The 19333-nt window shown below is 40.0% G+C and carries 19 protein-coding genes; 8 read left to right on the top strand and 11 right to left on the bottom strand.

The annotated features are described in order from the left end of the window. Positions 1–43: 43 nt before the first annotated feature. Positions 44–670 (top strand): nitroreductase family protein, encoded by a 627-nt coding sequence (locus AC3B5S_RS05405; protein WP_489756717.1) that lies wholly within the window; start codon positions 44–46, stop codon positions 668–670. A 56-nt stretch (positions 671–726) separates the two neighbouring features. Beyond that, positions 727–1125, top strand: coding sequence for a GNAT family N-acetyltransferase (locus AC3B5S_RS05400; protein ID WP_489756718.1), 399 nt, complete (start codon positions 727–729; stop codon positions 1123–1125). Positions 1126–1303: 178 nt separating this feature from the next. On the opposite strand, the gene AC3B5S_RS05395 is transcribed toward AC3B5S_RS05400, so the two are convergent. Continuing rightward, positions 1304–3028: a pyruvate oxidase gene (locus AC3B5S_RS05395; protein ID WP_489756719.1), complete on the bottom strand. Its 1725-nt coding sequence runs from the start codon at positions 3026–3028 to the stop codon at positions 1304–1306. Between the two features lie 244 nt (positions 3029–3272). After that, entirely contained in the window at positions 3273–3641 is a 369-nt protein-coding gene (locus tag AC3B5S_RS05390) for a PaaI family thioesterase (RefSeq protein WP_489775311.1), read from the bottom strand. A 37-nt stretch (positions 3642–3678) separates the two neighbouring features. Between AC3B5S_RS05390 and menB the strand changes: the two genes are divergently transcribed. From menB to AC3B5S_RS05375, 3 genes are all read left to right on the top strand, one after another. Next, positions 3679–4494, top strand: coding sequence for a 1,4-dihydroxy-2-naphthoyl-CoA synthase (gene menB, locus AC3B5S_RS05385; protein ID WP_489756720.1), 816 nt, complete (start codon positions 3679–3681; stop codon positions 4492–4494). Positions 4495–4730: 236 nt separating this feature from the next. Then, on the top strand, positions 4731–6149 hold the full coding sequence (locus AC3B5S_RS05380; protein ID WP_489756721.1) for an o-succinylbenzoate--CoA ligase: 1419 nt from the start codon (positions 4731–4733) through the stop codon (positions 6147–6149). Between the two features lie 53 nt (positions 6150–6202). Further along, entirely contained in the window at positions 6203–6736 is a 534-nt protein-coding gene (locus AC3B5S_RS05375; RefSeq protein ID WP_489756722.1) for a DUF308 domain-containing protein, read from the top strand. Positions 6737–6793: 57 nt separating this feature from the next. Here the strand turns inward: AC3B5S_RS05375 and AC3B5S_RS05370 are convergent, their stop codons facing one another. Then, on the bottom strand, positions 6794–8164 hold the full coding sequence (locus tag AC3B5S_RS05370) for an NAD-dependent succinate-semialdehyde dehydrogenase (RefSeq protein ID WP_489756723.1): 1371 nt from the start codon (positions 8162–8164) through the stop codon (positions 6794–6796). A gap of 340 nt (positions 8165–8504) precedes the next feature. Between AC3B5S_RS05370 and AC3B5S_RS05365 the strand changes: the two genes are divergently transcribed. Beyond that, complete coding sequence (locus AC3B5S_RS05365; RefSeq protein WP_489775086.1) at positions 8505–8933, top strand: MarR family winged helix-turn-helix transcriptional regulator; 429 nt, start codon at positions 8505–8507, stop codon at positions 8931–8933. Between the two features lie 10 nt (positions 8934–8943). Further along, positions 8944–9381, top strand: coding sequence for a GNAT family N-acetyltransferase (locus tag AC3B5S_RS05360; RefSeq protein ID WP_489756725.1), 438 nt, complete (start codon positions 8944–8946; stop codon positions 9379–9381). A gap of 114 nt (positions 9382–9495) precedes the next feature. On the opposite strand, the gene AC3B5S_RS05355 is transcribed toward AC3B5S_RS05360, so the two are convergent. The 8 genes from AC3B5S_RS05355 to AC3B5S_RS05320 all read right to left on the bottom strand — a co-directional run bounded on the left by AC3B5S_RS05355 (position 9496) and on the right by AC3B5S_RS05320 (position 18049). Further along, the gene (locus AC3B5S_RS05355; protein WP_489756726.1) at positions 9496–10191 is read right to left on the bottom strand and encodes an L-ribulose-5-phosphate 4-epimerase; all 696 of its coding nucleotides are present in this window, start codon (positions 10189–10191) and stop codon (positions 9496–9498) included. Positions 10192–10262: 71 nt separating this feature from the next. Further along, on the bottom strand, positions 10263–11135 hold the full coding sequence (locus tag AC3B5S_RS05350) for an L-ribulose-5-phosphate 3-epimerase (RefSeq protein WP_489756727.1): 873 nt from the start codon (positions 11133–11135) through the stop codon (positions 10263–10265). Then, positions 11132–12664: an FGGY-family carbohydrate kinase gene (locus AC3B5S_RS05345; protein WP_489756728.1), complete on the bottom strand. Its 1533-nt coding sequence runs from the start codon at positions 12662–12664 to the stop codon at positions 11132–11134. Before AC3B5S_RS05345 ends, AC3B5S_RS05350 begins: the two co-directional genes overlap by 4 nt. Before the next feature lie 12 nt (positions 12665–12676). Further along, positions 12677–13681, bottom strand: coding sequence for a hypothetical protein (locus AC3B5S_RS05340; RefSeq protein ID WP_489756729.1), 1005 nt, complete (start codon positions 13679–13681; stop codon positions 12677–12679). A 116-nt stretch (positions 13682–13797) separates the two neighbouring features. Further along, entirely contained in the window at positions 13798–14754 is a 957-nt protein-coding gene (locus tag AC3B5S_RS05335) for an NAD(P)-dependent oxidoreductase (RefSeq protein ID WP_489756730.1), read from the bottom strand. Positions 14755–14862: 108 nt separating this feature from the next. After that, the gene (locus AC3B5S_RS05330) at positions 14863–15831 is read right to left on the bottom strand and encodes an amidohydrolase family protein (protein WP_489756731.1); all 969 of its coding nucleotides are present in this window, start codon (positions 15829–15831) and stop codon (positions 14863–14865) included. Positions 15832–15852: 21 nt separating this feature from the next. Continuing rightward, positions 15853–17304 (bottom strand): PTS transporter subunit IIC, encoded by a 1452-nt coding sequence (locus AC3B5S_RS05325; protein WP_489756732.1) that lies wholly within the window; start codon positions 17302–17304, stop codon positions 15853–15855. Positions 17305–17317: 13 nt separating this feature from the next. After that, positions 17318–18049, bottom strand: a complete 732-nt coding sequence (locus tag AC3B5S_RS05320) for a hypothetical protein (RefSeq protein WP_489790163.1) — start codon at positions 18047–18049, stop codon at positions 17318–17320. 146 nt (positions 18050–18195) lie between these two features. Between AC3B5S_RS05320 and AC3B5S_RS05315 the strand changes: the two genes are divergently transcribed. Next, a complete protein-coding gene (locus tag AC3B5S_RS05315; RefSeq protein ID WP_489756734.1) occupies positions 18196–19206 on the top strand; it encodes a LacI family DNA-binding transcriptional regulator in 1011 nt (336 codons plus the stop codon). Positions 19207–19333 lie beyond the last annotated feature (127 nt).

The following is a 19333-nucleotide window of genomic DNA, read 5'->3' as shown; positions in this document are numbered from 1 at the left end:
AAAACTATAATAAAGTTAGATTAAATAAGAAGAAGGCTAAAACATGAACCAAGAGATGATTAATTTTTTAGTAGCACGTAAATCCATTCGTAAATATGATCCGGCCCAAACTATTTCCGATGAAACTATTAATAAAATGTTGGAGTTGGCAGCCACGGCACCTTCTAGTAACAACGCGCAGCCCTGGAAAGTCGTGGTGATCAAAGACAAAGCTAAGTTAAAAGTTTTACGTCAGTTGGCTTCCGACCAAGAGCAAGTCGAAACAGCCTCAGCACTGTTCTTTATTTTAGGCGATTTATCTGCTTATCAAACCGAAACTCTAACCGATTTTTCCATTAATCATGGCTTGTTAGATGCCCATGATCAAACGGCCATTACTGCATATCAACAGGGCTTAGAAAACTTTTATCAAACACACCCCGAAGATAAAACTGCGCAAGGTGTTAATTTAGACACTGGTTTATTTGCGATGAATTTAATGCATGTGGTGCGGTGTTTTGGCTATGATTCCGTGGCAATGCGTGGCGTTGATTTTCCTAAAGTCATGGATTGCTTAAATATTGATTCCCATTTAATTCCGATTATGTTCTTATCCGTCGGTATAGCCGCCGAACAAGGTAACGATAAACAACGCTATCTTGTATCGGATTTTGCTCGGATTATTGAATAAGTTTCAAAACTAATTTATCATATAAAACAAACTATAATACTCAGGGAAGTGCAAGCATGATTACTTACAGTAACCAAGTCAACGTGACAGTTGAAACCTATATTGATCTTTTAAAAAGATCCACTTTAGCTTTGCGCCGCCCAATCGAGCAACCTAAAAAGATTGCGCAAGTCTTAAAGGATTCTGATATTCTCTGGACTGCTTGGGATCAAGACCAACTAGTCGGGGTAGCCCGCGCCTTAGTTGATTCTGGCTATGATCTTTGCTACTTAAGTGACCTAGCCGTAGATGCTAACTATCAAAAACAAGGTATTGGTAAAACATTAGTTAACAAATTAAATACACAAATTGGTCCGCACACCAAACTTTATTTATTAGCGGCACCCAAAGCAATGGAATATTATCCAAAGATTGGTTTCGAGAAAGTGGAGAATGCTTTTCAATTAAGAAAATAATCCTTAGTTTATTTAGATTGAAATGATTCATTCAATATGTAAATAAAATAAGATTTTAACTCTAGGTTAGTTGAAAAAACTTGGTTAAAATCTTATTTTTTATTGTTATCCATTTTCTAAAAATGGTTATACCAAAAAAGCCGTCTTCTCTCGAAAACGACTTTCAGCAAACTATATTTTATAAAAATTGCCGTAAGATTTCACGTAATGGTGGCATCTTAGGGATTTGGAACTTGTCTTTGAAATATTCAAAACCAAACTTCAAATAACCTTCAGCTTCATCTTTAATAATCTTACCTGGTAATGGAGCTTCATCATAAACCGCAGCATTAATTAAAACTGGCTTAGTAGGGTTCTTGTATTGTTCCATAGCTTGAGCAAATTCTTCATCGTTAGTAACATTGATGCCAATACCACCACAAGCTTCAGCAAATTTAGCAAAATCAATATCTGCCAAATCAATGCCGTAATTTTGTTGGCCCGCAGATTGTTGTTCATATTCAATGAAGGCTAACAAATGATTATTTAACACAACAACGACCATTGGCAAATCATATTTAACTGCAGTAACAAAGTCTTGCATGACCATGGCAAAAGCACCATCGCCGCAAACTGCATAAGTTGGGCGTTGTGGCATCGCAATTTTAGAAGCAATGGATCCCGGTAAAGCACAGCCCATAGTTCCTAACCATGCAGAAATCGTATATTTTTGCGTGGACTTAACATCAACAAACCGGGCACCAAATGAAGTTGAAGTCCCCACATCAACGGACCAAACCGTATTAGCTGGTGCCACTTCACTCATTTTAGCAAACATCTTGGATGGTAAAACGCCATTATGCTTCTTGTTCTTAACGTCGTTCATCCAAGCGCGCCAAGTTTGCATATTCTTTTGACAAGCTTTTAAGAATGGCCGATCGCTGATCACTTCGCCACGGGTATTTAATAAGGTTAATGCATCTTTGGTATCTGCCACGATCGCCAAATCAATATTATGACGGTGACCAATTTTACTTGGGTCATTATCAATTTGAATTGTTGGAATCTTTTGATTGATATAAGGTGCATAAGGATAATCAGTTCCGATTAACATTAATAAATCGGCGTTAAACATTGCTTCATAAGCAGGTTTCGTACCTAATTTACCGATTTGTCCTAACGCATTGGGATGATCATCATCAATGGTTCCCTTAGCGGGCATTGTTTGAATAAATGGAATGGAGTAACGTTCCACAAATTCTTTAGCTTGTTCTTGCGCTTCTTTAGCACCGACACCAATCAAAGCTACTGGCTTTTTGGCTTTTTTGATCATGGCTAAAGCTTGATCAATATCTTTCACATCAGCACTGGGAGCATCCAAACGGAATTGATCAGCCGTTGGTTTAAACGTATCAGAAATTTTATGATCCGGTACATCATCTGGAATCGTCAAAACTGCAACGCCTTTATTCGTATAAGCGGCCCGAATTGCTTCGTCCATAACTGCTGGTAAGGTTTCTGGGTTAGTTACCAAACGATTATAAACAGCAACGTCTTCGAACAATTGTGGTGTATTGACTTCTTGGAAGAAACCAGTATTTAATAAATGAGATTGAATTTGACCCAAAATAGCCACAACTGGTGCGTGATCCATCTTAGCATCATATAAACCATTTAACATATGAATGGCACCAGGTCCACCAATGGACAAGCAAACACTCACTTGACCAGTTAATTTGGCATGCGAAGCAGCAGCTAACGCAGCAACTTCTTCATGCCGAACTTGTGTAAATTTAATTTGATCGCGTTTGCGATACAAAGCTTCAATGGTTGTATCTACAGAATCCCCAGGTAAACCATATACATTATCAATGCCCCAAGCTTGCATAACTTGAACCATTTTATCGGCAGCATTAATTTTCATTATATCTCTCCATCTCCGATTAAATCTGAACAACATCTTGAAATTACATTATTCTACTCTACCACGAATCAATCACAAACAAAAGTTAAATGCCCAATCCTAATTAATTAGGAAAAATTTAATATTTTCACATTCATTTGTGAAGACAGCTACAATCTCCCCCTTCCTGCAAAATTTGAACCACCAATTCTAAAGAATCAACTTAGCACTTTTCCTCAACACCAAACTTTGATATGCTAAGATGTTATTTAGAGGATTTAGCTACTGCCATCAAGGTGACAGTACTGATACTAGTTGGCTCTTGGATTGAAGTTTGATAAGTACTAGCTTGCCAAACTTGAATCCGCCGACCAATTTGAATCGGGTGTGCTTCTGCAAATAATTCACCTTGCTTCACCGAACGTAAATGATTCGTTTGAATTTGTGTGCCGACGGCTACTTGCTCAGCTGGTAAATTTAAATTAGCGCCTAAACTAGCCGCGGTTTCGGCTAAAACACTATTCATGCCTCCATGCAACTGGCCGTAAGGTTGTAAGACTTGTGCTGTAATGGGTAATTGCAATAAAACCGTTTGGGGAGCTTGGTGTAGGATTTTGATCCCGAGATATTGAATTAAATCGATTGTTCTGACCTCCAGAAAGGAAAATTTTATGACGAATTGGCAAACTATTAAGAATTATTCAGAAATTTTATTTGAGCGACAAGATAAAATCGCCAAAATTACAATTAATCGCCCCCAGGTGCGTAACGCCTTTACTCCGGACACGATTCAAGAAATGATTGAGGCCTTTAACTATTGCCGTGACGACGCAAGTATTGGTGTAATTATCTTAACCGGTCAAGGCGATTTAGCCTTTTGTTCCGGTGGTGACCAAAAAGTGCGCGGCAACGGTGGATACGTTGGTAAAGATAAAATTGCCCGGCTCAACGTCTTAGACTTACAACACTTAATTCGCGTGATCCCGAAGCCCGTGATTGCCATGGTCAAAGGCTGGTCCGTTGGTGGGGGTAATATCTTACAATTAGTCTGTGATTTAACCATTGCGGCTGACAATGCCCAGTTCATGCAAACAGGACCAAAAGTTGGTAGTTTTGATGCCGGTTATGGCTCCGCTTATTTAGCCCGAGTCATTGGTCATAAGCGCGCCAAAGAAGTCTGGTTTTTATGCAAACCTTATAGTGCCCAAGAGGCTTTTGAAATGGGCTGGATCAATAAGGTCGTTCCGTTGGCCGACGTTGAAACGGAAACGCTAGCTTGGTGTCACGAAATTTTAAAGAAATCACCAACCGCCATTCGCTTCATTAAGGCTGCCATGAATGCTGATACGGACGGCCTAGCCGGTCTGCAACAAATTGCTGGCGACTCCACCATGTTATTTTATGAGACAGATGAAGGTAAAGAAGGTCGTGACGCTTTCTTAGAAAAACGCGAACCCGATTTCGATAAGTTCCCCAAGTTCCCATAACAAGCTGTGAACAAAATTGGTTAAAAGCTGAAGACTAACCTAGCCCAATTTAAAAGTCGTTTTTTGACTTTGAATTTGGCGTAGTTAGATACATTCTTTTGCTCTTTGGAGCGCAATTATCAAGCTGCAAACCTAAACATTTGATGATCTTCATCGCACACCTAGTAACCAAAGACTGAAATCCAACAGTGGTTCCAGTCTTTTTTGAGGCTCAGCCTTTAGAAAGAAGTTTTTTAATGCAAAACTGGTTAAACAAACGAACGCAATTATCACCTAACAAAATAGCCTTATATTATCAAGACCAGTACTATACATTCCAACAAATTCAACAATTAGTCAAACATCGTGCCCAAAAATTGGCCAACTTATCCATTCACCCCCAAGATCATGTGGGGTTATTTGGACACAATACTTTAGATACTTATTTGAATATCTTAGCATTGCAACAATTAAATGCGACCATTGTCTTTTGCAATATTCGCTTAGCCGCGACCGAATTAGTCCAACAATTACAAGATGCTCAAGTAAAGTTCTGTCTGAGTGATCAAAACGACTTACAATTGCCAACAGATAAGGTTCAAATCATTACTCCACATTCTTTATCCACATTAGCGCCCCAACCCTATTCCACTTTCAGCATTCAAAGTGACGATGTGGCTAGTTTGATGTATACGTCGGGAACCACGGGGCAACCGAAAGGTGTGTTGCAAACTTATGGTAATCACTGGGCCTCTGCCATGAACACTTTATTGAATTTTCAAATTACGGCCAGTGATTGTTGGCTGTGCGTGGTACCATTGTTTCATATCTCAGGCTTTTCTATTTTGCTGCGCTCTTTAATTTACGGCATTCCGTTGTATCTAGCAGATAAGTTTGACGCTACCAACGATAATCAATTACTTTGTCAACAACCAATCACGATTATGTCAGTGGTCCCCACTATGCTCCAAGAACTCTTGCAAGTTAAAACTACTGCCTACAACTCCCGCTTTCGCTTAATGTTTCTCGGAGGAGCCCCTATTGATCAAAAAACCTTACAAGTTTGTCAAACCCAACATATTCCGGTAGTACAATCTTATGGTATGACCGAAACCTGCTCCAACGTTGTAGCCTTAAATCCTCCAGATGCACAACGTAAATTAGGCTCTTGTGGTCAAGCTTTATTCAGCAATCAAATTCGCATTGCGCCAAACGGTGAGATCCAGCTCCAATCTCCAGCATTAACCCCGGGTTATTGGCAAAAGCCGGAATTATTTCAACAAAAATTAACCGCTGATGGCTGGTTTAAAACGGGCGACATTGGCTATCTGGATGATGAACAATTTTTATTCGTGCAAGGCAGAATTGATGATATGTTCGTTTCTGGTGGTGAGAATATTTTCCCCGCCGAAATTGAAAATCTGTACCAACAATTACCCCAAATTCACAATATTTGTGTGACCCACCAGTCTGATCGTCACTGGGGTAGTGTTCCCGTTGCTTATGTCGAATTGAACCAGCCCGTCACTGCCGCACAATTAACCGCCTATGGTCGCCAATATTTAGCACACTATAAAGTTCCCGTGGAATTTCGGCAAGTCGCAGCTTTACCGAAAACCAGCAGTGGTAAACTAAAACGGCAGGGACTCGAACAACTAAAATTCCAATTGCTTTAACAAAAATTGCCCTTGATTATGAACGTGATTCACACAAAGAGGAGTTATTGACTATGAAACAATATTATCGCCAATTTAATTGGTATCGCTGGCTCAGAATTATTTTTCTCGCAGTCACCGGAATTGTTATTTTAATTAATCCCGATAAAAGTTTAAACGCGATTTTATATTTAATTTCTGCTTACCTGATCGGTCTAGGATTAATCGCTTTACATGATGGTTGGCTCTTATCCAAAAGTCATAGCGACAATAATAGCCCGTACACCACTGCGGTAGTTTCTTTTTTACTAGCAATTCTCATCTTTCCCATTGCCCACCTCTTGCTTCCACTCTTACCCGTTATTTTAGGCATTGTCTTATTAGTTAACGGTGTCAATCAATTTTTTAACGCCCGCAGCAATCGCAAATATATCAATGTGACTCCGTGGTGGGACTACTGCTACTCTTTGTTATTAATCATTTTAGGTATTGCCTTAGTCTTTAATCCCTTTGATATGTTGCGCTTTTTCTTTCGTTTATTGGGCGGCGGTTTAATCATTTTAGCCGTCATGGAATTTATCAATACCCGTATTTATAAAAATAAGTAGTAAAAAAAGATTCGCCGAAACGGGCGAATCTTTTTGATTACTTCAATTTTGTAAAATTTATTTCTTTGGTTCAAATACCAAGTGCTCATTAACAAAGGCATTTAAGCCCAAATCGCTTAATTCCCGACCATAGCCAGAGTTTTTGACGCCACCAAATGGTAATTCTGGTAAAGAAGCCCAGCCAGAATTAATAAAGGACATCCCCGTTTCAATTTTCGCAGCCACAGCTTTCGCATGATCGACATCACCTGAAAAGACCGTATTGCCTAGGCCGTAACTTGAATCGTTCGCCAAATCAATTGCTTCTTGTTCAGAATTAACTTTATAAACCGAAGCAACCGGACCAAACATTTCTTGATTAAAGATCGGATTATCTTTGTCAATGTCAGTTAAAATTGTTGGTTGGAAGAAGAAACCTTTGCTGTCAATTGGTTCGTTACCATAAACTAATTTGGCACCATGTTCGATAGCCGTATCGACTTGTTGCTGTAATTTTTCTTGCGCACTCTTTGAACTCAAAGGTGCTACAACCGTTGTGGGATCCATGGGATCACCAATTTTAGCATTCGCAAAAGCTTCCTTTAACATGGCAACAAAACTGTCATACTTATCGGCCATGACAATGAAACGTTTGGAAGAAGTGCAGACTTGTCCCGCATTATACAACCGTGCATCCGGGGCAATCTTCTTTAATTCAGCGTCATCAGCATCACTTAAAATAATGAAGGCGTCGTTACCACCTAATTCCAAAGTCGACTTCTTCAAAGCATCACCGGCTTCTTTCGCTACTGAAGCGCCACCACGTTCAGAACCAGTTAAGCAAACCCCAGCTACGCGCGGATCATGAATGGCTTTTGACACCAAGTCATAACTAATAAAGAGGTTGGTTAATGCGCCTTTCGGGGCACCAGCTTTTAAAACTAAGTCCGCTAATTTTTGGGCTGAAGTTGGGCAAATCGAAGCATGCTTCAAAATCATGGGGTTACCAACAATAAAGTTCGGAGCAAAGACCCGTACTACTTGATATAGTGGAAAGTTCCAGGGTTCAACTGCCACAATAATTCCAGTTGCTTGTTTTAAGTAATAAGCTTTACCAGCAGGGGTTTCTAATGGAACTGACTGCATTAATTCTTCACCGTGCTGCGCATAATATTCGGCAATGGCCGCACACAATTGCACTTCGCCTTTAGCCTCCGTCAATAACTTACCCATATCATAGGTCATTGCCTTCGCTAACTCATCTTCATTTTCTGTGAGCGCTTGCGCAATTTGGTGTAAAATTTGGGCACGTTCAGCCACCGGTTGGTCGCGCATTGCTTTGTAGAGTTGGTGACCAGTAGCTAGCGCTGCTTCAAGGTCAGCTGGTGTTGCATCATCATACTGTTTTAATAGTTCACCTGTATAAGGATAGATTGTTTGATATGCCATAAGAGACACTCCTTTCAAAATTCACAATATCATTATAATACTATCTGTGCTATTCAGCGACACTAAAGCGTTTATTTTTAGGTCATAATATCGTTTACTAAGTTTTAACTTATAAAAAATATAATCAAATTCAATTCACAAACTTGAAAAACCAGCTTTTATTTTCAGGATATCTTAATCATACTGAACCCCCGAATTTTTTTGTAAATTTAAACGTACAATGCCACAGCGTATTTTATCCTTAACTCTGAATAAGAACACAAAAATTAATTTTAATTATTTTTAGTGGACAAAAGCCACTATCCATTATTATAATAAGTCAAAAGGAGGTGATATGGAAATGGATCCCAACTCAGCTGCGTTAATTCGGCATTTTAACCGACATTATACTTTACTATTAGGCATCTTAGATAAGCAAGTTTTCGATACTGACTTAACTTGGCCCGAGAGTCGAATGCTTTTAGAGATTAGTTTTCATTATCCAGTCACGCCGATGAAGCTGTCCCGGTCGTTACATCTGGATAAAAGCTATACTAGCCGTTTAATCAATCAACTTGTGCGCAAACAGGAAATCACAAAAGAACCTTCTTCAACGGATTTACGTTCAGTGGATATCTTCTTAACTTCCCATGGTCAGCAAACTGTGGCTTACCTTAATCAAAAATCGGATGCACAAATCCAAAAAATTATTGCTTCTGTTCCTGAACGACAGCAGACCCAATTGTATCAAGCTTTTAAATTAATCAATACGATTTTGTTTGAGAAATGAGGTAAATTTTATGTGGCAGGCAAAAAATTTCGAGACATTAACCCCTTACGAACTATACCAAATCTATTTTTTAAGAACTAAAACTTTTGTCGTTGATCAAAAACGAATCTATCAAGAAGTTGATGCTCACGACTTAACGGCTTGGCATGTCTTTAACATTGTTGATCAGCAAGTTATCGCCTATGCGCGCATTTTTCCAGAAGGCGACCATCTTACTTTCGGCCGTGTGGTAACTGATCAAAAATATCGTGGTCAAGGCTTAGGACGAGAATTAATGGAACAGATCTTCCAAACCATTACAGCACAATTTCCCGGCAAACCAATTGCTATTGAAGCACAACAACAAGTTGAGGCGTTCTATCAAAAATTCGACTTTGTCAGTCAAGGACAACCGTTCATCTTTGAGTCAACACCACACATTAAGATGGTTCATTCAGCATTGTCCTAACGCCATCGAACTCCAGACCAAATTGCAACTAATATGACCCCCGAAGTTGTCCTAGCTTCGGGGGTCACAGCGTTACTCACATTTAGTTATTGTATTGAAAAGCATTTTTAAAAATTATTTTTGACCGTAATATGCATTATCACCATGTTTTCGGTAATAATGTTTATCCAACAAATATTGCGGCAAATGACAATTAGCTCGGGTTAATTGCATCGTATGATAGTCTTCAGCGGCCACTGTTTCCAGCACTTTGGCATTATAGACAGCATTTTGAGCATCATTTCCCCAAGCAAACGGTCCGTGTTGACTCACTAATGTTCCCGGAGTCGCCTGATAATCCAAGTGGCGCTCCTTAAAAGTTTCTACAATGGCTTGACCGGTATTTTCTTCATAACCCGCTTCAATTTCTTGTTGGGTCAAAGCCCGCGCTGCCGGAATATCATTGTAAAAAGTATCCGCATGGGTCGTATTTAAAGCTGGAATATCCATTTTAGCAGCCGCAAAAGCAACTGCCCACGGTGAATGGGTGTGCACAATCCCACCAATTTTGGGAAAAGCATTATACAAAACCACATGCGTAGGAGTATCACTTGAAGGATTCAAGTCACCTTCAACGACTTGCCCTTGCAAATTAACCACAACTAAATCTGCTGGTTGCAAAGCATCATATGCTACTCCCGAAGGCTTAATGACAAAGAGACCTTGCTTACGATCAATGCCCGAGACGTTACCCCAGGTAAAAGTCACTAAGTCTAATTTCGGTAATTGCATATTGGCTTCATAAACTTCTTGTTTTAATTGTTCTAACATGTTAACCCCCCTCAATTAAAAATTTGCTGACAACTGGGATTTCAACTAATCCTCAACTTTTAGCACCTGTTTTATAGAGCAGCTTGCTTTAAGCCCACTTGCGCAAACAATTGGTCAAAAAATTCCTTCGCTTGGCGCACTTTAGCCACGGGATCAGCAGCTTTTTGACTCCACATTTCTACTGTAAAACTTCCAGCATAACCGAGTCGCTTAAAAGCGCGTAAGCACCCTTCAAAATCTACGTCACCTTGACCAAAGGGTACTTCTTTGAACTGGCCCGGACTAGTAGTAGTTACTTTTTTAGTATCTTTTAAATGAACCGCCACAATTTGTTTCATATTGATCTCTAAATCAGTAATAACATCATTTTGCGGCCATGCTGAAATATTGCCAATATCCGGATATCCTTGCAGCCATGGACTAGCAATTTGCTGTTTAACTTCTTGAATTTTACTCAAGGAATTTAAAAACGGATCATCCATCGTTTCAATGGAGAGCATGACTAATCTGGAGGCTGCCATATCGACACAGCGTTGTAAATTTTCAATAAATAGTTCATGACTTAACGGAGTCTTTTTATCATAATAAACATCGTAGCCCGCTAATTGAATGTTTCGAATGCCTAAGTCTACCGCTAAGTCGAGTGCTTGTTGCATCATAGTCAGCGCCTTTTCTTGAATTGCCGGATCCTTCGCTCCCAAAGGGTAACGCCGGTGTCCAGACAACATTAACGTATTAATATGACTATGCGTTACCCACAAAGCTTGCCGAAATTCTTGTCGTTCCCGACGGCTCCACGTTAAACGTTTTAAGCGCTCATCACTTTCATCAATCGAAAATTCCAAAAAGTTAAACCCTAATTCATGTACCAATTCAAACGTTTGTTGCCACGTTAAATTTTGCGGTAATGCTTTTTCGTAAATGCCTAATGGATTAGTGATCATTTTGTACCTCCCAATTGTTGCTGTAACTGCACTACGGCTGGCCAACTAGTATTTAAAGCTTGCACTAATTCTTGATAGACTTGATATTTGGCTTGATACACAGCACTAGCTTGTAAATCTGGTTCAAAGCGTTGCTTAACGTGTGTCATTTGGTGAACGGCCGTTTTAAAGTCGGGCCAAGCCCCTTGAGCCACCGCACAACAAATGGCACCTCCTAACCCGCCTAATTCCGTAGCTTGCGGAATTTCCACAGGTAATTGCAAAACATCCGCAAACATTTGCATCCATTGCATTGAATTAACCGCTCCACCAGACAAGCGAACAACTTGTGGCTGCGTGGTGACTTGTAATAACTGTTGGACATGGGTCTTATGTGCAAAACAAATACCCTCATAAACTGCCCGAATCAACTCAGATTTACTGGTATTACTCCGTAAACCGATTAAGGCTCCCTGCGCATCGGGATGCGCATTACTCCCGTACAGAAATGGCAAGAAGAAGACCTGCGCATAACTCGGATCGGTAACCTTTAAAAAATCTTCTAAATAGTCATAGATTGAACGCTGTTGTTTCTTTGCGTTAAGCGTTTCATCAGCTAACAACATTTTAATCATTAAAGCCAAATTGCCGGCTGATGTCGGGCTAGAGGCTTCAACTAAATTTTGTTGTGTCACGAAGAGCGAATTCATCAAACCTAATTGTTGGGGGGCACGCGCCGAACCCACTAGTAAGTTCATATTCCAAGTACCTGCAATCATACTTAATAAACTTTCATCCAAAACGCCCGTCGCTAACGTACAAGCATCAATATCAAACATGCCCCCAAAAACTGGTGTTTGGGGCTTTAAGCCGGTCACTTGCGCGGCAGCTGCGGTTAAATGCCCACACATCGTGGTTGCTTGCACTAATGGTGGCAAGGCTGCTTTGATTTCGGGGATCCCAAAGAAGTCAAGTAAGCGCTCATCATACTGTTGCGTTGTCAAATTGAGCAAGTTATTGCCCGAAGCATCACCGATTTCTTGATAGATTTCTCCCGTTAACAGGTAGCGAATAAAATCCTTATTAGAAAAAACGGTCCCTATTTGTTGATAAACGGCCGGTTGATTTTGTTTGAGCCAAGCTAATAAAACAGGCGCTTGACTAGCCATGACATGTTGTTGACTAATGGGATAAATTTGAGTAACTTGCGCTTCAAATTGTTGTGCTAGCTCAATAGCTCGCTGATCAGTCGATAAAATACCATTATGAAAAATTTGCTGGTGACGATCTAAGAGATATAGTCCTTTGCCATGTCCTACAACCGTCACTGCGGCAATTTGTTCAGCGCTCAAGGCTGCTTGTGTCAGAGCTTGTCTAATGGCTTGACCCAAATGTGCCAATAAATCTTGCAGTTTAATTTCTTGAACCTCGGCATCTGCTCGGACTTTTTGAGTGGGAAACGCACTAACTGCTACCTGTTGCCCATTCAGGTCACAAATCACTACTTTGGTTTTGGTACCACCATTATCAATCGTTAAATAATACCGCATGACCTATTCCTCCTAATCCAGCAAGATTTGGTAAACTGCCACTTCATTAGCCTCGCGATTAGCCGCTAACAAATAAGATTGTTGCTGCTTTTGATAAACCAAAACATTACTGGGACCAACACCAGTTTCAATTAATTGCAGTTTTAAATCGGGATGCTCAATTAACGCTAAGCCTTGTTGCCCAGCTCGCCAACCGAATAGGAAATACTCTCGACTCCCAATCGGCCCGCCAAAAAGTGCATGTCCAAAGGGGGTGGGAGTGGTTGTTTGTTGCAATAACTGAAAATGTTGATCATATAAGCGTAAATGTGCCCCGTGAAAATCCGTAATGGTTAAATACTCTGGCGCACCATCTTGATTAATATCCGCACAACAAATATCGGACGTCGCGGCTGTGGTCAATTGTTGTAACTGCCACGACTGCGTTTCAGTCGGCCAACTTAAACGGAAAACTCCTTCTCGACCCGTGATTAAAGAACAAGTCGCTAAACGCTGATAACCATGATTTTGCGTAATGCGCTGTTTGAGTGCGTGCAGGTTAAGCAGGCGTGCTTGATCATCATCATATTCCCCCACCCAAATTTTACCGGGATCTGACCAATCGTTCGTCTTTTGTTTACTGTTAGCAATCGAGCAACCAACATACCAAAAGCCCGTTTGCCCGGTTTTGGGAATAATATCAAAGCGGTGAATATACGGACACTCACCGACAATTGTTTGTTGCCAACCGTGTCCCGTAAAAGTTTCTTTGACAATCCGACAGGTGGCTGAGTTAAAGCCGGGATAAAACTTTTGTGTTGCTAAAAAATTCAAAGTGCCAGGAATAGCAACTAACGTCATCGTGCCCCCAATATTGGGCCAGACAGTGATTTTTTGCCAATGATGATTCAAATCATAGGCATAACAAGGTTGGTCTTCTTCGGAAGCAACAATCAAAAAATCCTGATTTAAAGCTTGTAAGTGTAACAAAGCATAACAGTGATCCAATTGATCACTAAAAACTTTTTTAAATTTCATTTGGAACACCTTGCCTCTATTCAAAAATAAAAGAAGGTTAGGACAACAATTTGCCCCAGCCTCCTATGAATCAGACGAACATCTGCTAAAGCTTGCGATTAACTTTTCATTTAAATTTACTGATTAACTTGATTAGGCGCACTATGATCTTGGAAGTAATTAATCAAGTTAGTCGAAGCTTCTTGCGCGATCGCCGTGCGCGCTTCTAACGTACCCGTCCCGGCGTGTGGACTTAAGACTACATTATCTAAGTCTCTTAGAGCTTGTGGAATATTGGGTTCTGTCTCAAAAACATCTAATCCCGCACCCGCAATTTCGCCGGTTTGTAAAGCTTTGATGAGATCATCTTGCTTAATTAATACTCCCCGGGCGGCATTTACAATATAAGCAGTTGGTTTCATCTGCCGAAAAACAGCTGCATTAAAAATACCAATGGTCGATGGTAAGGAAGGTGCATGTAACGTAATTACATCACTTTGCTGAACCAAAGTCTCAAAATCAACATATTTCACGGCTAATTTTTGTTCCAAGTCACTATCTAATCGGCGTGCATCATTATAGATAACTTGCATGCCTAAAACTTGGGCAAATGCTGCTACTTGCGAACCAATGCGGCCCATACCGTAAACCCCTAAGGTTTTACCTTGTAAGCTCATGCCCATGTATTTCTGCTCGGAAACATCAACCCAGTCGCCGCGCCGGACCAGTTGATCATAAAAATGTAAGCGCCGCACCGTTGCCAAGATCAAGGCAATCGTCATTTCCGCCGTTGGTACACGCACCCCTTGGGGACAATTAGTTACCACAATACCTTTTTGTTTCGCATACTCAATATCAATATGGTCAAAACCTACACCATTAGCGGTAATAATTTTCAAGTTAGGACCCGCATCAATCAGTTCGCGATCCGCTTTGGTGCCCATTAATAACAGACCGTCGTATTCTTTTAAATGCTCCAAAATCCAGGCGCGCGTTTCAATTTCTGGTTCATAGGTCACATCAAACGTGGCTTTTAATTCCGTTAAACCCGCTTCTGGAATAATTCCTGTGACTAAAATTTTTGCTTTACTCATTAATTGATTGCTCCTTTATTAATTCATCGGTGAACTCATTAGCTGGAAGTTCTAGTTGCACTCTCAACTAGCTTTATTTGTCTAGTAAGTAGCTTAGACTAGTCTGCGTTATTTTTTAAACACGGGATCTTCGGCTACCCGCATGGCTTGCACATTTTTTTCTTTAAAGTAAATGCGTTCGGCATTGTTATACATCACATCTTCTAATTCACTAGGCGTAAAGATATCCGTCGCTTCTAACCAAGTTGCTAAATTATGATAGGAGTTAAAAGTTGAAGACCACGGAGAATCTGTGCCCCAGAAAATCCGTTTAGCACCTAGGACACTCTTAGCTAAGCGCACATCTTTTTGACACCGTGGAAATGGAAATTCCGTCTCCCCTTCAATGTCTTGAATAGCTGATAATTCGGTCGCAATATTGTCATACGGTTGCCATTGGGTTAATGCATTTTCTAAACGATCCAAATGATCCGCATTCGGGAAAGATAAGTGACAAACCACAAAATCTAACTGTGGATAGCGCTGTGCTAAGGTGGCGATTGCTTCGGGTTCATAACTAAATTGAGTATAATCACCATAATCAGTCGTAATGACAAAACCAGGATAGTCCGCTAAATAGTGCAAAATCTTACCCACTTCTGGATTAGTATCTAAGCGAAATGGTTTGTGATAACCGTGCAGACCGCCACCTTCACTAATTTCAAACTTTAAAGCCCGAAAGCCTAAGTCTTCGACATGCCGCCGCACAATTTGCATCGCATTTTCAGTAAAAGGATCAACCGAAAAAGCGGCCACAAAACGCTCAGGATACTTTTTAACTGTTTGGTAAGAATAATAGTTTTGGTAACCATTCAAACTACCTTGTAATAAAACCGCCTTATTAATACCGTTGTCATCCATCACTTGCAATGCTGATTCGGCTAAGAAATTATCATCACCCCAGCCATCAGGAATTAATTTGACTAATGTACCATCATCCCAAATCGTTTGCCCATGACCTAAAGGCGTCATGCGTCCTTTGCCGTTTAAGCCAGCAATTGACCGTACTAAATGTAAATGTCCATCAATTTTTTTCATCATGAAACTTCCTTTCTCAAATCAATACTCAATTTTTTCTTGACTACCAGCGTAACCAGCATTTTTATCCGCCATCTTGTTCAAATAGCGCCAAATCTGTGGCCGATATCTGCGTAATACATACAACAGTACCAAGTAAACAACAATTACTAAACCAATCCACAGTGGATTCTTCGAAATAAAGGCAGCAAAGACTAGTGCATTCAAGGGCCGTGCCATCAAATTAAAACTCGTAATCAAGACAATGCCAGCTGGAATTGCCGCACCGTAATGTGACACAGCTCCCGTATAAATGCTGCCTAACCAGCTAGAAGCATACAAGCCTAAACTAAACCAAACAATGCCGTTCGCGATTACTTTTAAAATATTGCCCCGTGTTAAGGCGACAATGGATTCCACCATGAACGGCAAGGAAATCAAGTCCACAATTGGCAAAGTTTTATTTCCCGGTAAGATAAAGGCGATTAACACCATAATTGGAATTAAGATCACGCCCGAAATAATGGTTGCAGGTTCACCATAACCAACGCCATCATCAACGCCCAAGAACCACCGCTTTTTATCTTTGACCGGATCAACTTGACTCGCAGTTTGCGTTTGTTGCTTTTTGCGCTTGTCAATTTCATCTGCCAACGGCGTAAAGGCTTTGGAAAAGACGTCCGTAATTAATGGGAAAATTGTCATGACCGCTGACAACTCAATCGCAAAGGATAAGATTTGCCCCCAAGCTTTTAAAGTCCCCAGTTTCGTTAAGTTACCCAAAATGCCAATCAATAAACCTAAAATAGCTCCTAACGTTGTCGGTTCGCCAAAGACACCCAGTTTATTTTTAAAGTATTCCGGAGTCATCTTAACCTTGTTAAAACCTAATAAATTCCACAATGGATCTAAAATAATAGCCGGAATCACTTGCTCAATATTATGTAGCGAAGCGACTGATGCATTCTTCACCCCATAATAATCAGACCAACGATCCGCTTGGACTTCTGCTAATAATAGTGCATATAGTAACATAAAGAATGATAGTCCCAAAGATAACCAGAAGTTATGCGTAACGTAATAACATAACGTGCCCCAAATCATAAAACCAAAATTATTCCATAAATTCGAAGCCATAAAGATTTTAGTCACACCGAAAGCAAATAATAACAACTCCGCAATTAAACCAAAAACGAAGAAACTTAAACCAACTGATGAACCAAACGAAGCTAACGAGCCTGCTTGCCAGCCAATATCTACGACCGGTAATTTAATTCCCGTTTGGTTGACCATTTGCTTAATGATTTTCGTGACAACTGGTGTAAAAGCTTGAATAATCCAACCAAAGCCAGTTAAACCAACTCCTGCATAGAACGCACTCATCATCGCTGTTTTAACTTTTACCCGTAAACAAACTGCGACAATAAAAATCATGATCGGAACCACTACGCTAGCACCAAAAACTTGAAATATTTGATTGACTGTTTCTAACATAACTTCACCTTCCTTACTGCGCTAACAAATGTTGAATTTGTTGTAAATTTTGCGCTAACGTAGCCTGATCAGTGGCATATTCCAAACCAATTTGCTCAACTTTCGACACTGTCGGCAAAAAGTCTGACCATGAAATTGATCCTTGCATTAAATCCGTCGTCACTTGTTGATTTTGAACATTTTTCAAATGCAAGTAGTTCGTGACTGGCTGTAAAGTTTGCCAGGCTTGAGTAATACTAGCATCTAGCCAATACCAGTTCGCCACGTCAAAACAATAATGAACGTTTGTCAATTGTGGGGTGAGACCTTGAAAGAACTGTGCAGTTTGCGTCAAATCACTTTGAGTCGGGGTTTGATTATTCTCAATCTCTAATTGACAATCTGCTGGCAAAATTTGCGCTAATTGCGTTGCCCAATTAGCATTCGTAGGCGCAAATTCACCTAAATTCAGTTTTAACGACTGTGCCTGTAAAGTTTGCTGTAAGTGGACATACTGTGACAATTTAGGATTTAGTTGTCCGGCTTGAAACAAAACATCATTAATACTCAAATACAACGGCAAATTAATTTGTTGGGCTTGTTTTTGTAGTTGTTGTAAAGCTAATGGCTGCAAATCCAACCATTCACTACGTAACTCCAGCACATCAAAACCCAATAATTTAGTTTGTTGCATAATTTTTTGATATGGCACCTGTGCTTGAATCAAGTGCTGAAAAACAGCAGTATTGGCAATATATTTTGGCATTTTATCACCTCCTTTAATTTTTTGTGAAATAAATATCAATATTAAACGATTAACCTTTTAACTTAACGACTAAAGGTCATTTACCATTTGCCCGCACGAATCTGCTATACTAAAGATAAAAATTATCTCTGTTCGAAGGTTACATTATGACAAAATTAACAATTAAAGATATTGCCCAAATGGCAAACGTTTCAACCGCCACTGTCTCTAATTTTTTAAACGGTAATTACCAACGAATGTCATTAAAAACGCGACAAAAATTAGAAACCATTGTTCGCAGTACTAACTTTGCTCCTAACGGTAGTGCCCGCAATTTGGCCCGCAACGAAAATAACACTATTGGCATTTCTCTCGCCGACATTACTAATCCTTTTACTTCGCAAATGTTATCTGGTATTTACGATCAATGCGATCGGTTCAACTACCGCGTTCTTTTTACCAATTCGAACAATCGTGAACAAAAGGAAATGGATAATATTATCCGTTTAACTAATGAGAAAGTGGCAGGCATGATCGTCGATCCAGTCAATCCGGATAGTCCGGTCTATAAATCACTGTCGAATCAAACAACTGTCATGGTTGACCGCCAACAAAGTCCCTTGAATATTGACACTGTTGCAACTGATAACGTCGAATCAGTCAAACAATTAGTTGCTAAGATGAAGCAGAAAAACTATGATTTATACTTTGTCACTTGGCCCTTTCAAAACATTAGTACTCGGACTCAGCGCTTTGAAGGTTTTTTAAAAGCCACCGGTTATCGCAACACGGTCGATCACTTGTTAACCGTGCCACATAACGGCTTAGATCAAGAATACGAACAATTCACAAATAATCTAGCCACCATCATGCACCAACAACGCAATAAAAAGATTGGTTTTTTCTGTATGAATGCGCGGGTACTACTACGGTTATTAAAAGCTATGCAAACACTCAATTATAGTTATCCCGCAGATTATGGAGTTGCAACCTACGAAGAGTTTGATTGGATGCAAGTGATTAATCCAAAAATTAGCTGCATTCGCCAAGACTCCTTTTTAATTGGGCAAACCGCTATTCAATTATTACATCAAAAAATCACTACCAAAGATCGTGGTTCGCAAGCACCACAATTAAAACTTATTCCCACCAAACAGATTACCGGCGCCAGTTTTTAAACCAAATACCGATTTGGTTGAGCAAATTTAGTTAACCGTTTAACTAAATTACAATCTTATTGTATTCGTTTTCCTCCAATTGTCAACCTTAATTTTTCAGCGTGTTGTTTCTAATAACTTGCTGATA

It is taken from the genome of Bombilactobacillus sp. ESL1094, assembly GCF_058107425.1.
This window is presented reverse-complemented; position numbering and strand designations above follow the sequence as displayed.